Below are 14,612 nucleotides of genomic sequence, written 5' to 3'. Positions count from 1 at the left end.
CGCGGCTCGACGCCTACCGGCGCCGGGGCCCCGGCCGCGGCGCCGACCCGACCCGCGCGAAGCTGCAGCGGTCGGCGAAGTCGGCGGCCACCGCGGCGGCGAAGGCGCACGACGCCCGCCTCACCGCGCGCGACGCGCTGCGCGAGCGGCTCACCGCCTTCGCGCCGCTCGCCGACCCGCGCAAGGGCGTCGCCGAGCTGACCGACGAGCTGCCGCTGCTGCTCTTCCCGCTGCGGCTGGAGACGCGCTTCAAGCGGATAGTGACCGCGGTCGCGGGAAGACGGCTGCCCGTCAGAAGAGTGAGAGTCGGCATCGGCCGCCCGCTCTTCAGAACGAGCTGGGAGCTGTGGGTGCGCGTCTTCCCCGACGCCTGCCTCGTCGACACGTTCGAGGACGAGCCGTCGCTGATCGAGCTGGACAGTGCCCGCCGCTACTGGCAGGCGCTGTGGCGCAGCCGCGACGAGGGCGGCGAGCGGGCCGCATGGCGCAACCTCGTCGCCAGCCACGGCGTCGGCCGCGCCCGCTGGCTGCGCGAGCGGCAGGCGCCGCTCAACCCCGGCGACCGCCCCGCCGCGGTGCCGGCCGACGCGCTCGTGCTCGCGCTGCCGATCGACCAGAGCGTCGCCGACGGGACCGTCGAGCTGCTGAGAAAGCTGTGGGAGGGGGCGTGGCGCGAGGGCGCCGACGGGGCCGCCGAGGCCGCCGCGCTCGCGACGCTGACCGCCGAGCTGGGCGATGCCGAGCAGGCGCAGACGCTGTGGGCGGCGACGACGCCGCTCGGCTTCGGCGACCTGCCGCCGAAGGGCGTCGCGCGCGCCGACGCGACCGTCGTGACGGTAGCGATCCGCTTCCCGGACGAGCCCGGCGCGCGCTCGCGCTCGTGGAGCCGGCCCCCGGTCGTGCGGCTGCTGCCCGAGCGGCTGCTGTGCGTCGTGCAGAGCGGCGGCGCGACCGTCGAGCAGCTCGGCGAGCCGATCCCCAGCCCGCTGCAGGTCGGCCCCGACCCCAGCGCGACCGATCCGCAGCTGAGACCGCTGCTCGACAGCGGCGAGCTGGAGGTCGCCGACGAGCTGCTGTGGACGACCGACTTCGAGCGCGCAGTCAAGGACGGGCTCGGCTTCCGCGTCCCGCTCAGTGAGGAGCAGTGGAAGTCCGGCGCCGAGCGCGTCACCGTCGTCGGGGTGCGGCTCGGCGACCAGCCGAAGGAGAGCCGCGCGCGGCTGGAAGAGCTGCTCGCCCACCACCGCGACGGTCGCGGCGGCTTCGCGCTCGTCCCGCAGGGGACGCCGACCAACAACACCGAGCAGGCCGGCACCGGCTTCACGAAGACGCAGGAGGCCGACGCCGCCTTCGACGAGCTGCGCGACGGCGGCGAGCTGAGCGGTCCCGCCCCGCCGGCGCTCGAGCGGCGCGACGGTCGCTGGCTCGCCGACGGGCTCGGGATCGACCCCGCCCTGCTCAACCCCGTCCCGGGCGCGCACGGCGTCGACCAGTCGGAGGCGCGCGCGCTCAACGTCGCGCTGTGGCCGGCGACGCTCGGCTACTTCCTCGACACGCTGATGGAGCCGCTCACCGACGACGCCGTCAGCGAGCAGGCGCGCGCCTTCTTCACCAGCTACGTCAGCGGCCGCGGGCCGCTGCCGGCGCTGCGGATCGGCCAGCAGCCGTATGGGATCGTGCCGTCGATCGCGTTCGCGCGGCTGCGTCGCATACGCGACTTCGCGCCGGTCAGAGGCGGCGAGGGCGGCGTCGACGACGCCTTCCTCCAGCGCCTGCTCGACCTGCTGCAGCGCGTCGACGGCGACTGGACGGAGCTGTCGCAGTCGGTCACCGCGCTCGGCGCGCCCGGCGGCGACGTCGAGCAGGCGCTGCTGGAGGTGCTCGGGCTCCATCCCGCCTCGGCCGAGTTCCACTACCGCTACGCCGAGAGCCTCGACCACCTCGCCAACCTCGCCGGCCTCTTCGGCTTCTTCGAGCTGCTGCTGCAGCTGCTGTTCAGAGCCGCGCTCGACCAGCCGGCGCAGGCGCTGCTGGAGAAGCTCGGGCTGACGAAGGAGCAGCGGCCGGTGATCCTCGACCGCTACTTCCTCGGCAGACAGGGGAGACTGCTCGGCGACCTCGTCGACGACCGGCCGCTGTCGGAAGCGGAGCCGGTGCGCGTCTGGACCGACGGCGGCGTCAACTACCTCGACTGGCTCGCGAAGGCCGGGCGCGACTCGCTCGAGGCGCTGCGGCGCCAGGAGGGCTTCATCGACGACCGACGGCCCACGGTGCTGCTCTATCTGATGCTGCGCCACGCGCTGCTGCTCGGCTACGCCGACGCGGGCGTGCGGCTGCGCAGGAGCGCCGGGCTGCCCGATGCCGGCGTGCGCGCGCTGCGGCGCGAGCCGCCGTTCATCCACGTCGCGAACGGATCGCAGACCGAGAGCCGCTGGGCGCAGCTGCTGGAGCCCGACGCGACGATAGATCCCGGCACGCCGGTCGGCGAGCTGATCGCGCAGGCGCTCGGCTCCAAGCCCGAGACCGATCAGCTCGGCGAGCAGCTGAAGGCGATCGAGCGGCTCGCGCAGACGCCGACCGCGCGGCTGGAGCGGCTGCTGGCCGAGCACGTCGACACCTGCTCCTACCGCTTCGACGCCTGGCGCACCGGCTGGCTCGCGGCGCGGCTGGAGCGGATGCGCGAGCAGCGGCCCGAGGGCGCCCACCTCGGCGCGTTCGGCTGGCTGCTCGACGTGCGCCCCTCCGAGGGCAGACGGACGCCGGTCGAGCCGCTGCCCGACGAGCTCGCGAAGATCTTCCAGAGAGCGGGCGATCCGCTGCTCGAACGCGACTCGGCCAACGGCGGCTATGTCCACGCGCCGTCGGCCGACCAGGCCGTGACCGCCGCGGTGCTGCGCGCCGGCTACCTCTCCAACGCCGCCGACGGCAACCCCGAGCCGCTCGCCGTCAATCTCTCCTCCGAGCGCGTGCGGCTGGCGATGGCGACGCTGGAGGGGATGCGCAACGGGCAGAGACTCGGCGCGCTGCTCGGCTACCGGCTCGAACGCGGCCTCCACGACGGCCATCCCGGCGTCGAGCTGGACCGCTTCATCCTGCCGCTGCGGACGGCCTTCCCGCTCGTCGCCAACCGCATCAGAGCGACGAGAGTCAGAGACGACGACGCGGACGCGCCGCTGGTCGCGGCGCGCAACGTCGCCGACGGCCTGCGGCTCGTCGAGCACGTCGAGAGAGATCCGAGACTGCGCAGATACCCGTTCGGCAGAGCGACGCTGCTGCCGGGCGACGCGACCGCCGCGGAGCGCGCCGCGATCGAGCTCGAGGTCGAACGGCTGCGCGACGTCAACGACGCCGTCGGCGACCTGCTGCTGGCCGAGAGCGTCCACCAGGCGACGCAGGCGCGCTACGACGCCTCCGCCGCCGCGCTCGACACGGTCGCGACCGGCGGCTTCCCGCCCGAGCCGGAGGTCGTGCGCACGCCGCGGCCCGGCGTCGCGCTGACGCACCGGCTCGCGCTCCAGCTCGACCCCGGCGCGTCCGCCGTCAGAGGCGCGACCCCGCGCGCCCTCGCCGAGCCGCGCGTCGACCGCTGGCTGGAGACGGTCCTGCCCGACCTCGCGGACGTGCAGGTCCACGTCAGCTGGAGCGACCCGCGCGGCGGCCCCGGCGGCGAGACGACGGTGACGCTCGCCGAGCTGGGGCTGCGGCCGGTCGACCTGCTCACGGTCGTGCACGCCGACGGCGGCCAGCAGATGGCCGAGCTGGACGACCGCGTCGTCGCGCGCGTGCTGGCGACGCAGCCGGTGCCGCTCGACGTGCTGCCGCGGATCGGCTACCTCGACCCGGCCGGCGGCGCGATCCGCGTCTTCGACGTGGCGGCGCCGGTGCGGCGGCTGCGCTCGCTGGTCGGCCGCGCGCGGCCGTTGCGCGGCGGCGACTGGCTGCTCTCCGACGACGCGACGCAGAGCGGCGACGCCGACCTCGAACGCGACCCGTCGCCGGTCACGGCGGCGCTGAGAGGGCTGCAGACGCTCGCCGCCGACCTCGCCAGAGGCGTCACGACGCTCGACACGCTCGTCAGAGGCGCGGCGGCCGCGCGCGCCGCCGCCGTCGACAGAACGATCGACCAGACCGCGGCGCTGCTCGACCGCGCCGCGCTCCACGGCGTGCCGCAGACCGGCTGGGGCTTCGCCTACGCGCAGCGGCGCGACGTCGCCGCCGCGCTGCTGGCGCGGCTCGCCGAGCGGCTGGGGACGTGGGACGCGAAGCTCGCCGACTTCGACGGGCTGATCGCCGAGCACGACGCGGTCGATCCGGCGACCGTCCAGCGCGACACGCGCCTGATGCTGCTGCGCCGCGCCGAGATCTCCGTTGCCGCCGACGTCACCGCCGTGCCGGCCGACCTCAGAGACCTGCGCAGAGCGCTGCCCGCGCGGCGCAGAGCGTTCGCTGCGCGGCGTGCGGCACTCGCCGGCATCGTCGCGAGACCGCCGGCGACGCTCGCGGCGCTGCTGAGAGCGGTCGGCGCGCTGCTGCCGCTGACCGACGTCGACCTCGAGCCGTTCGACCTCGCGCCCGAGGAGGCCGCGCTCGCGACGCTGCACGCCGACCTGCTCGCCGCCGCGGCGGTCGTGCTCGCGGAGGTGCAGCGGCGCGCAGGCACCGCGCAGGCGGCGCTCGCCGAGCAGGCCGCGGCGAGCACCGGGGCTGCCCGCGTCGAGGCGCTGACGCGGGCCGCCCAGGCGATCTTCGGCGAGGGCTTCGTGCTCGTCCCCGACGCCGGCGTCGCGCCCGACCACGCCGCCGAGACGACCAACGCGATCGCCGCCGCCGGCGACGGCTCGCTGACCAGACACCTGACCGACGTGCTCGGCGTCGAGCAGCCGCTCGACGAGTGGCTGACCGGCGTCGCGCGCGTGCGCGACCAGGCGCGCGCCTGGGAGCAGGTCGCGCTGCAGGCCGACGCCTTCGGGCTCGCCGAGCCCCGGCTGACACCCCTGCAGCTGCCGTTCCTGCCCGGCGACCACTGGCTCGCGCTCGGCTTCCCGCCTGACGCCGTGCTCGACCAGGACCGGCTGCTCTACACCGCGCATCTGCCGGCCGGCTTCGACCCGGCCGCGCGCCGCTGCGGCCTGCTGCTCGACGAGTGGACCGAGGTGATCCCGGCCGAGACGCAGGACACCGCGATCGCGACCCACTTCGACCGCCCCAACTCCGAGCCGCCGCAGGCGCTGCTGCTGGTGCTGCCGACCGAGCAGACCGGCGGCTGGGTCTGGGACGACGTCGTCGGCGCGCTCGACGACACGCTCGCGATGGCGAGAAAGCGGGCGGTCGAGCCGGTCCACGTCGACCGGACGCCGTACGCGCGCTTCCTGCCCGCGACCGTCTCGGCGACGACGCTGCGCGGCCTCTCGATCGGCCTCGCGCTCGCGCTCAACAACCCGAAGATCTCGGAGCTCGCGGCGAAGGAGGCAGGCGATGGCTGAGGTGCTGCCGCTCAAGGACCTGTCGGCGACGCTGAAGGAGCGCCGCTTCCCCTCGATCACCGTCTGGAACCGGCTCGAAGGGCGGCCGCGCACGATCGCCTTCGACCGCGCGCTGCGCGCCGAGGTGCGCGACGCCCTGTGGTTCCTCTCGCGCCAGTGGCAGCTCGGCGAGTTCCACGGCGAGGACGCCGGCTCGCCGGTGCAGGCGAAGCTGCACCTGGAGCGGACGCGGCTGACGCGCTACCTGCCCGGCGCGCCGGGCTCCGCCGACCCGCAGCCGTTCGATCCGGCGACGCCGCTGGAGACGACGGTCGAGCGCCGCCCGGCCCGCTTCGGCCTCGACGTGCGGCTGGCGATCGGCCGCTGGTGGCTGCGGCAGATCGCGCCGATCGGCGACTACCGCCAGGCCTACCTCGACGCCTACCCGATCACCGAGCCCGATCCCAGAGCCGAGGCCGACGCCGGCCGCGCCGCTCACCCGGAGGTGTGGCAGTCGTACGCGGCGGCAGCCGGGCGCGCGCTCGACGGCGGCGCGCTGCTGGCCTGGCTGCGCGACACCTCGTCGCACCGCGCCTCCGACAACATCAGACTGGCGAGAGCCGTGGACGGCGCGGCGCTCGACGCCGCCGGCACGAGACTGCTGGCGTGGGCGGCGCGCGTCTTCGCCGAGCCGACCGAACAGGACGCGTGGGAGCCGCCGCGGATGGAGTACCGCTTCTCCGCCTCCGCGCCGACCGGCGCCGGCGAGAAGGTGCTGGCGGCCGAGGAGTACGTCGGCGGGCGACTCGACTGGTACGCGGTCGACGTCGACCCCGACGCGGAGACGCTCGACCCGCACGGCGAGAACCCGGCCGACCTGCCGGAGCCGGTCACCTTCACCGCGCTGCCGTCGCCGGTCGCCTTCGACGGGATGCCGAACGCGCGCTGGTGGGCCTTCGAGGACCGCCGCACCAACCTCGGCAGAGTCGATGCCGCCACGACCGACGTGGCGAAGCTGCTCTACCTCGAGTTCGCGCTCGTCTACTCCAACGACTGGTTCGTGCTGCCGTGCACGCTGCCGGCCGGGTCGGTCGCGACCGTGCGCGGGATGGCGGTCACGAACGTCTTCGGCGAGCGCACCTGGATCGAGCCGGCCGGCAGCGGCGCCGACGACGACTGGCAGCGCTGGTCGATGTTCACGCTCAACGTCAGAGGGATCGACGACGCTGCGGCGGACCGCTCGCTGCTGCTGCTCCCGACCGTCCCGAAGGCGCTCGAGAGCGAGCCGGTCGAGGAGGTCCTGCTCGTCCACGACGAGATGGCGAACATGGCGTGGGCGGTCGAGCAGACCGTCCCGCTGCCGGACGGGTCGAGCCGCCCCGGCGCCGAGGCGGGACTGGAGACGCGCGCCTGGATCGAGCGGCTGCGCGGCGGCCCCGTGGCGCCGCCGCCGTTCGAGACCGAGGCGAGATCGCGCTACGAGGCGATGACGCGGATCCCCGAGCAGTGGATCCCGCTGATGCCGGTGCACGTGCCCGGCAGCGACCGCTCGATCATGCTGCAGCGCTCGGCGCTGCCGCGCTTCATCGACGGCGACAGAGTCAGACCGACCGGGATCGTGCGGCCGCGCACGGCGCTGATGCGGCCGGGGCTCGAAGGCTTGAGAAGAGCGCCGTACTACCTCGCCGAGGAGGAGGTGCCGCGGGCCGGCGCGCGCGTCACGCAGTCGTGGCAGCGGACGCGCTGGCGCGACGGCTCGGTCTTCCTCTGGCTCGGCGCCCGCAAGGGCACCGGCCGGCTCTCCGGCGGCAGCGGCCTGGCGTTCGACCAGGCCGTCGACGTGCCGCCGGAGTGAGCGGCGTTCGCGGCGTTACGGCTTGCCGAGCAGCAGCGCGATGCCCTGGCCGCCGCCGATGCAGAGCGAGACGATCCCGTACTCGTGGCCCTCGCGCTCCATCTCCGCGATCGCCTTCGTCGTGATGACGGTGCCGGTCGCCGAGATCGGGTGGCCGAGGCCGACGGCGCCGCCGTTGGGGTTGACCTTGGCGGGGTCGAGGTCGAGCTCCTTCATCACCGCCAGCGCCTGCGCGGCGAACGCCTCGTTGAGCTCGAAGACGCCGATCTGGTCGAGCGTCACGCCGGTGCGGTCGAGCACCTTGCGGATCGCCGGGACCGGGCCGATGCCCATCACCTTCGGGTCGACGCCGCAGGAGGCGTAGCCGAGGATCCGCGCTCTCACGGTCGTGCCCAGCTCGGCGGCCTTGTCGGCGCTCAGCAGCACGGTCGCGGCGCCGGCGTCGTTCATGCCCGACGCGTTGCCGGCGGTGACGGTGCCGCCCTCGCGCTTGAAGACCGGCTTCAGCCGCGCCATCCCCTCCAGCGAGGCGTCGTCGCGGATGTGCTCGTCGACCTTGAACTCGACCTCGCCCTTGCGCGTCTTCAGCGTCACCGGGACGATCTCGCCCTCGAACTTGCCGGCGTCGCGCGCGGCCGCGGCGCGGCGGTGCGACTCGACCGCGAAGGCGTCCTGCTCCTCGCGCGTGATGCTGTGGCGCTCGGCGAGGTTCTCGGCCGTGACGCCCATCAGGATGTCGTTGAACGGGTCGGTCAGCGCGCCCGAGACCGGGTCGGTGACGGTCGTCTCGCCCATCCGCGCGCCCCAGCGGCCGCTCGGCAGCCAGTACGGGCCGCGGCTCATCGACTCGCAGCCGCCGGCCAGCGCCACGTCGACGTCGCCCGACTGGATCGCCTGCGTCGCCGAGACGATCGCCTGCACGCCGGTGCCGCAGAGGCGGTTGACGGTGAAGGCCGGCGTCTCCTGCGGCAGCCCCGCCTTCATGCCGACGACGCGCGCCATGTACATGTCTCTCGGCTCGGTGTGGATCACGTTGCCGAAGACGACGTGCTCGACCTGCTCGGGAGCGACCCCGGCGCGCTCCAGCGCGGCCCGCGAGGCGATCGCGCCCAGCTCGTTCGGCGGCACGTCCTTCAGCGACTTTCCGTAGCCGCCGACGGCGGTGCGCACGGCGGAAGCGATCACGACATCGGTCATCAGTGGGGTCTCCTCGGGGAAATCGACGCCCGTTGATGTTGGCGACCTAGCCGCGGAAGGCACGCCGGTAGGCCTGCGGGCTGGTGCCCAGCAGCGCTCTGAAGCGGTCGCGGAAGGTCGTCGCGGAGCCGAAGCCGACCTGCGCCGCGACCTGCTCGACCGGGTGGGAGGTGGTCTCCAGCAGGTGCTGCGCCTGCCGCAGGCGGCAGCGGTGCAGCCACTTCAGCGGCGTCGTTCCGGTCTGCGCGCGGAAGCGGCGGTTGAGCGTGCGCGTGCTCATCAACGCCTGCGCGGCGATCTGCTCCAGCGTCAGGTCGCGGTGGCAGTTCTGCTCGATCCAGCGCAGCAGCGGCGCCAGCGTCGCGCCGTCGGGGGCCGGCGGCGGGTGGACGATGAACTGCGCCTGGCCGCCGTCGCGCTCGGGCGCCATCACGGCGGTGCGGGCGGCGCCGGCGGCGACCGCGGCGCCGTGGTCGCGCCGCACGACGTGAATGCAGAGGTCGAGCCCGGCGGCCGCGCCGGCGGAGGTGAGGAACTGGCCGTTGTCGACGTAGAGGACGTTCGGGTCGACGTCGATCTCCGGGTGGCGGCGGGCCAGCTCGGCGGTGCCGAGCCAGTGCGTCGTCGCGCGGCAGCCGTCGAGCAGGCCGGTCGCCGCGAGCGTGAAGGCCCCGACGCAGATCGAGGCGATCCGCGTCCCTTGCGCGGCGGCGGCGCGCAGCGCGTCGAGCACGGCGGCGGGAACGGGCGCGAGCGGATCCTCCAGCCCCGGCAGCACGATCGTGTCGGCGCCGGCGAGCGCGTCGAGCCGGTGCGGCGCGCGCAGCGTGAACAGCCCTCTGCCCGCGGTCACCGTCGCTCTCGGGGAGCAGACGAGCGTGCGGTAGGCGGGCTGCCCGTCGAGCAGCGAGGTGCGGCCGAAGAGGTCGAGCGGCGTCGCCAGGTCGGAGGGGACGACGCCGTCGAGCGCCAGCACGGCGACGGTGTGCATCGCCACAACATACTTGGCGAGAACCCGTTGACATGTGGCATTCCTGCCACTTGTCCGCGCGCCGACGCGCCCATACGGTCACGGATCGATGACCAAGCTCCTGCTCTCCCTCCACGTGATCGTCGCGATCGTCGCCGTCGGCCCGGTGACGGTCGCCGCCAGCGTCTTCCCCCGCACCGCCCGCGAGGCGTTCGCGGCGCCCGCCGATCCGGCCCCGCGCGCCGCGCTGCGCACGCTCCACCGCATCACGCGCGTCTACGCGCTGCTCGCGCTGCTGGTGCCCACCTTCGGCTTCGCGACCGCCGCGGCGATGGGCGTGCTCGGCGACGTCTGGCTGAACGTCTCGATCGTCCTCACCGCGCTCGCCGGCGGCATCCTGCTCGGGCTCGTGCTGCCGTTGCAGGAGCGGACGCTGCGTGAGCTGGATGGCGGCGATCAGCCGCCCGACAGCGCCCGGCTCGCGATGACGGCCGGGCTCTTCAACATCCTCTGGGCGACCGTCACGGTGCTGATGATCGTGCGGCCGGGCTCGACGACCGGGGCGTGATCTCGCCGGTCTGCACCGCCCACAGCGCCGCGTAGCGGCCGTGGCGCTCCAGCAGCTCGTCATGCGTGCCGGCCTCCGCGACGCGCCCGCCGTCGAGCACGTGGATGCGGTCGGCGTGGCGGATCGTCGAGAGGCGGTGGGCGATCACGATCGTCGTGCGCTCGCGGCTGACGCGCAGCAGCGAGCGCTGGATCGCCGCCTCGGTCTCGTTGTCGACCGCGGAGGTCGCCTCGTCGAGCACGAGGATCGCCGGGTCGCGCACGAGCGCGCGGGCGATCGTGAGGCGCTGGCGCTGCCCGCCGGAGAGCCGCACGCCGCGCTCGCCGACCGGCGTGTCGTAGCCGTGCGGCAGCGCCGCGACGAACTCGTGCGCCTCTGCCATTTCGGCGGCGACGCGCAGCTGCTCGTCGCTGGCGTCGGGGGCGCCGTAGCGGAGGTTGTCGGCGACCGAGCCGTCGAACAGGAAGGTGTCCTGGCCGACGTAGCCGATCTCGCCGCGCAGCGAGTCGAAGGTCAGCTCGCCGACCGGCTCGCCGTCGATCGTGACCGCGCCGCCGTCGGCGTCGTAGAGCCGCAGCAGCAGCTTCACGACGGTCGACTTGCCGGCGCCCGTCGGGCCGACGATCGCGTGCGTCTCGCCGGCGCGCACGTCGAGGTCGAGGCCGTCGAGGACGCGCGTGCGGACCGAGCCGTCGCCGTCGCGGTAGACGAATCTGACGGCGTCGAAGACGACCGCGCGGCCGCTGGCGCCGGCGGCGCGCGGCGGCAGCTCGCGTGCGCCGGGCCGCACCGCTATCGGCGCGTCGATCAGGTCGAGGATCCGCCGCAGCGACGCCGTCCCGCGCTGGTAGAGGTCGAGCGTCTCGCCGAGCGCCGTCAGCGGCCACAGCAGCCGCTGCGTCATGAAGACGAGGACTGAGTACATGCCGATCTCGAGCGTGCCGTTGAAGGTCAGGTGGCCGCCGACGACGAGCGTGACCATGAAGCCGATCAGGATCGCGATCCGGATCACCGGCACGAACGCGGCGCTGAGCGTGATCGCCTCGTAGTTGGCGGCGGCGTAGGCGCGCGAGGTCTCGGCGACCCGCCGCGATTCCCGCTTCTCGGCGCCGAACGCCTTGATCGTCGCGATCCCGCCGAGGTTGCCGCCGATCAGCCCGCCGAGCCGGCCGGCCTGCTCGCGCACGTTCGCGTAGCGCGGCTCCAGCCGTCTCTGGAACAGCAGCGAGCCGCCGACGATCACCGGGATCGGCAGGAAGGCGAGCACCGCCAGCAGCGGCGAGATGACGAAGAAGACGACGCCGACCCCGACGACGCTCGTCGCCGTCTGGATGATCTGCAGCGCGCCGACGTCGAGGAACCGCTCGAGCTGGTTGACGTCGTCGTTGAGGACCGTCAGCAGTCTGCCGGCCTCGCGGTCCTCGAACCACGCCAGCTCCAGCTCCTGCACGTGGCCGTAGGCGTCCATCCGCAGGTCGTGCTGCAGCTCCTGCGAGAGCGTTCGCCATGCCCGTTGCGCGAGGTACTCGGTCAGCGATTCGAGCAGCCACACGACGGCGGTCGCGCCCGCAAGCGCGAGCAGCTGCCCTTCGCGGTCCTCGATCCCCGTCCACTGCCCGACGAAGCTGTCGCCCTCGCGCACGACGACGTCGATCGCGACGCCGATCAGCAGCTCCGGCAGGATGTCGAAGATCTGGTTGAGGACCGCCCAGGTCGTGCCCATCACGACGCGGCCGCGGTAGCGCGGCGCACGTCGCCAGAGGCGCTTGAGCGGGTTGACGGCGGCGTCGGGCACGACGGCCAAGGGTAGGCGGTCGCGCCCGCTTCCGGAGTTCCGCACGTCCGCGCCCCGCGCCGCCCCGGCGCGCGTCCTGCGCCTCAGCGCGCGGCGACGGCGCTGCGCGTCTGCCCGGCGATCAGCTCGGTCAGCCGCGGCCAGGCGCCGACGGGCAGGTCGTGGCCCATGCCGGCGATCGTGACCTGACGGGCGCCGGGGATCGCGGCGGCGGTCGCGTCGCCGCCGGTCGGCGCGACCATCCGGTCGCGATCGCCGTGCACGACGAGCGTCGGCGCCGCGATCGTGCGCAGCTCGCGCGTGCGGTCGCCGGACTTGATGATCGCTGCGAGCTGGCGCCCGACGCCGGCCGGGTCGTGGCCGCGGTCCCAGGCGGTGCCGGCGAGCGCGCGCACCTCGGCCTCGTCGAAGGGGAAGCCGTGCGAGCCGATGTGGCGCCACAGCACGACCGCTCGCTCGATCGACTCCGTCCGCTCCTTCGACGGCTTGCCGAGCATCAGCCGCCAGGTCGACAGTGCCGGGCGGCCGATTCTGCGCGCCCCGGTCGTGGACATGATCGAGGTCAGCGACCGCACCCGCCGCGGGTGCCGGGCGGCGAGCGTCTGCCCGATCATCCCGCCCATCGATCTGCCGGCGACGTGGACGCTCTCCAGCTCCAGCGCGTCGAGCAGGCCGGCGGTGTCGCGCGCCATGTCGGCGAGCGTGTACTGGCCGGGCGCGAAGCGGCGCGTCAGCAGCTGCTGCGGCTTCGGCGGCGGGACGGCCGCGCGCGTCGAGCGGCCGACGTCGCGATTGTCGAAGCGGATCACGTGCAGGCCCTGCGCGGCGAGCTGCTCGCACAGCGCGGTCGGCCACGCGATCAGCTGCTGACCGAGACCGGAGATCAGCAGCAGCGGCGTGCCGTCCGGGTCGCCGAACGCCTGTGCGCAGAGCGTGATCCCGTTGCCGGCGTCGAGCAGTCGCTCATCTTCCATCGTGCTGCCTCCGTCGGTCGTCGTCGTGCCGCTCATGCCGGTGCCACCGTGATCGTGACGCGCTCGCGCACCGCTCGCGCCGGCAGCGCGCGCGGCTCTCGCCGCCGCACGCGCGCGAGCCCGCCGTCGGCGGGGGCGTAGGCGACGCCGCGGAACTTCAGCCGCTCCGGCGGCGCGGTCGTCGGCTCCAGCGTCCACATCCGCAGCAGCGTGCGCAGCACGACGTCCATCTCCATGTGCGCGAAGGTCGCGCCGATGCAGCGCCGGATGCCGCCGCCGAAGGGGATCCAGGCGTACGTCTCGGGCGCTCTGCCGAGGAACCGCTCGGGCGAGAATCTGAGCGCGTCGGGGAAGAGCCGCTCGTCGTAGTGGGTCAGCGCGCCGCCGAGCGCGATCCGCGTGCCGGGCGGCAGCACATAGCCGCCCAGCTCGAACGGCCGCTTGACGATCCGGATCGAGAACATGATCACGGGGCGCAGCCGCTGCACCTCGCGGATCGTCGCGTCGCGGTAGTCGCGCCCGCCGGCGTCGGCCTCGGCGACGAGCCGCGCGAGCACGCCGGGGTGGCGCCGCAGCCGCTCGACCGTCCAGGCGAGCGTCGCCGCGGTCGTCTCGTGGCCGGCCGCGAGCATCGTCATCAGCTGGTCGCGGATCTCCTCGTTGCGCATCCGCGAGCCGTCGTCGTGTCTGGCCTGCACCATCAGCGCGAGCACGTCGGGGCGCCGCTCCAGCTCAGGGTCGTGCTTCGCCTCGTCGATCAGGTCGTCGCAGAGCGCGTCGAACTCGGCCCGCATGCGGCGGAAGCGGCCCCATGGGCTGAGCGGGCCGAGGTCGTGGTGGAGGATCGGCACCGGCGTCAGCGCCGAGCCCAGCTCGGTCATGCGCGGGACCAGCTCCTCCAGCCGTTGGAGCACCTCGTCGTGGGCGCCGAAGACGGCGACGAGGATCGCGCGCAGCGTGATCCGCATCGTCGAGGGGGCGACGGGGAACTCCTCGCCCTCGCGCCACTGCGCCAGCTCGTCGGTCGCGATCCGCTCGATCGTCGACTCGTACGCTCTCATCCGCTCGCCGTGGAACGGCGGCAGCAGCAGCTTGCGCTGGCGCAGGTGGATCTGCTCGTCGATCACCAGCAGCGAGTTGATCCCGAGCACCGGGCCGAGCGCGCTGCCCTCGCCGGAGTAGAGCGTTCTCGGCGAGGCGGTGAAGGTGCGCTTGATCAGCTCCGGATCGCCGACCGCGACGATGTTGCCGAAGCGGTGGACTCTGACCGTGAAGATGTCGCCGTAGCGGCGCTGGGCGCGGCGCAGAAAGGGCCGCAGGCGCGTCACCGTCGCGACGTCCTGCAGCGCGCGCGGCATCCGCGGACCGGGTGGCAGCCCCTCGATCGGTGCGTCCGTCCTGCTCGTCGCCTCGGCCGTCTCACCCATCGCGAACTCCCCTCTGCGCAGTCGCGGCACGGCGCGCTCGGTACGCCGCAGTACCGTCACGGTACCCGCTCGTACCGGGGATGTCCAGCGGGCCCTGCGCGCACGCGCGTATCGGCAGCGCCGTGCGATCCCGCAACTGGCGCGCGGACATCCGCGACGGCTGGCCGTCTGCCATCGTGAGCGCCGATGCTCGCCTCTCGCTTCATCGCGCGCGCGGTGCTCGCGTGCGCCGTCACGCTCCTGCTCGCGCTCGCCGCGCCGGCGTTGGCAGCGGCGGCCGCGCCGATCGCTGGCGCGGGCGAACCGGCGTTGGCGACGGCCGCCGCGCCGAACGCTGGCGCGCCGACCGCCGCCGCGCGTGGCG

The 14,612-nt window shown here is 74.2% G+C and carries 8 protein-coding genes; 3 read left to right on the top strand and 5 right to left on the bottom strand.

All coding sequences use genetic code 11. The annotated features are described in order from the left end of the window. Positions 1-5,483: hypothetical protein (locus R7226_RS28820; RefSeq protein WP_318600922.1), on the top strand; the 5,483-nt coding region annotated here is incomplete at its 5' end. Next, positions 5,476-7,317, top strand: a complete 1,842-nt coding sequence (locus R7226_RS28815; protein WP_318600921.1) for a hypothetical protein — start codon at positions 5,476-5,478, stop codon at positions 7,315-7,317. The genes R7226_RS28820 and R7226_RS28815, both read left to right, overlap by 8 nt. A 15-nt stretch (positions 7,318-7,332) precedes the next feature. Here the strand turns inward: R7226_RS28815 and bktB are convergent, their stop codons facing one another. Both bktB and R7226_RS28805 read right to left on the bottom strand, forming a co-directional pair. Further along, positions 7,333-8,514 carry a beta-ketothiolase BktB gene (gene bktB / locus R7226_RS28810; protein WP_318600920.1) on the bottom strand — a complete coding sequence of 394 codons (1,182 nt, stop codon included), beginning with the start codon at positions 8,512-8,514 and terminating at the stop codon, positions 7,333-7,335. A gap of 46 nt (positions 8,515-8,560) precedes the next feature. Then, positions 8,561-9,505, bottom strand: coding sequence for a GlxA family transcriptional regulator (locus R7226_RS28805; RefSeq protein WP_318600919.1), 945 nt, complete (start codon positions 9,503-9,505; stop codon positions 8,561-8,563). Positions 9,506-9,593: 88 nt separating this feature from the next. Between R7226_RS28805 and R7226_RS28800 the strand changes: the two genes are divergently transcribed. Beyond that, on the top strand, positions 9,594-10,052 hold the full coding sequence (locus tag R7226_RS28800) for a hypothetical protein (RefSeq protein WP_318600917.1): 459 nt from the start codon (positions 9,594-9,596) through the stop codon (positions 10,050-10,052). On the opposite strand, the gene R7226_RS28795 is transcribed toward R7226_RS28800, so the two are convergent. From R7226_RS28795 to R7226_RS28785, 3 genes are all read right to left on the bottom strand, one after another. Continuing rightward, positions 10,006-11,775: an ABC transporter ATP-binding protein gene (locus R7226_RS28795; RefSeq protein WP_404827923.1), complete on the bottom strand. Its 1,770-nt coding sequence runs from the start codon at positions 11,773-11,775 to the stop codon at positions 10,006-10,008. The genes R7226_RS28800 and R7226_RS28795 overlap by 47 nt on opposite strands. 155 nt (positions 11,776-11,930) lie before the next feature. After that, entirely contained in the window at positions 11,931-12,857 is a 927-nt protein-coding gene (locus R7226_RS28790; RefSeq protein ID WP_318600915.1) for an alpha/beta fold hydrolase, read from the bottom strand. Further along, positions 12,854-14,248: a cytochrome P450 gene (locus R7226_RS28785; RefSeq protein WP_318600914.1), complete on the bottom strand. Its 1,395-nt coding sequence runs from the start codon at positions 14,246-14,248 to the stop codon at positions 12,854-12,856. Before R7226_RS28785 ends, R7226_RS28790 begins: the two co-directional genes overlap by 4 nt. Positions 14,249-14,612: the final 364 nt, after the last annotated feature.

Source organism: Conexibacter stalactiti (assembly GCF_033542075.1).
In the GTDB taxonomy this organism is placed as follows: domain Bacteria; phylum Actinomycetota; class Thermoleophilia; order Solirubrobacterales; family Solirubrobacteraceae; genus Conexibacter; species Conexibacter stalactiti.
Note: the sequence above shows the minus strand (reverse complement) of the source record. Positions and strands in the feature narration are given on the sequence as shown.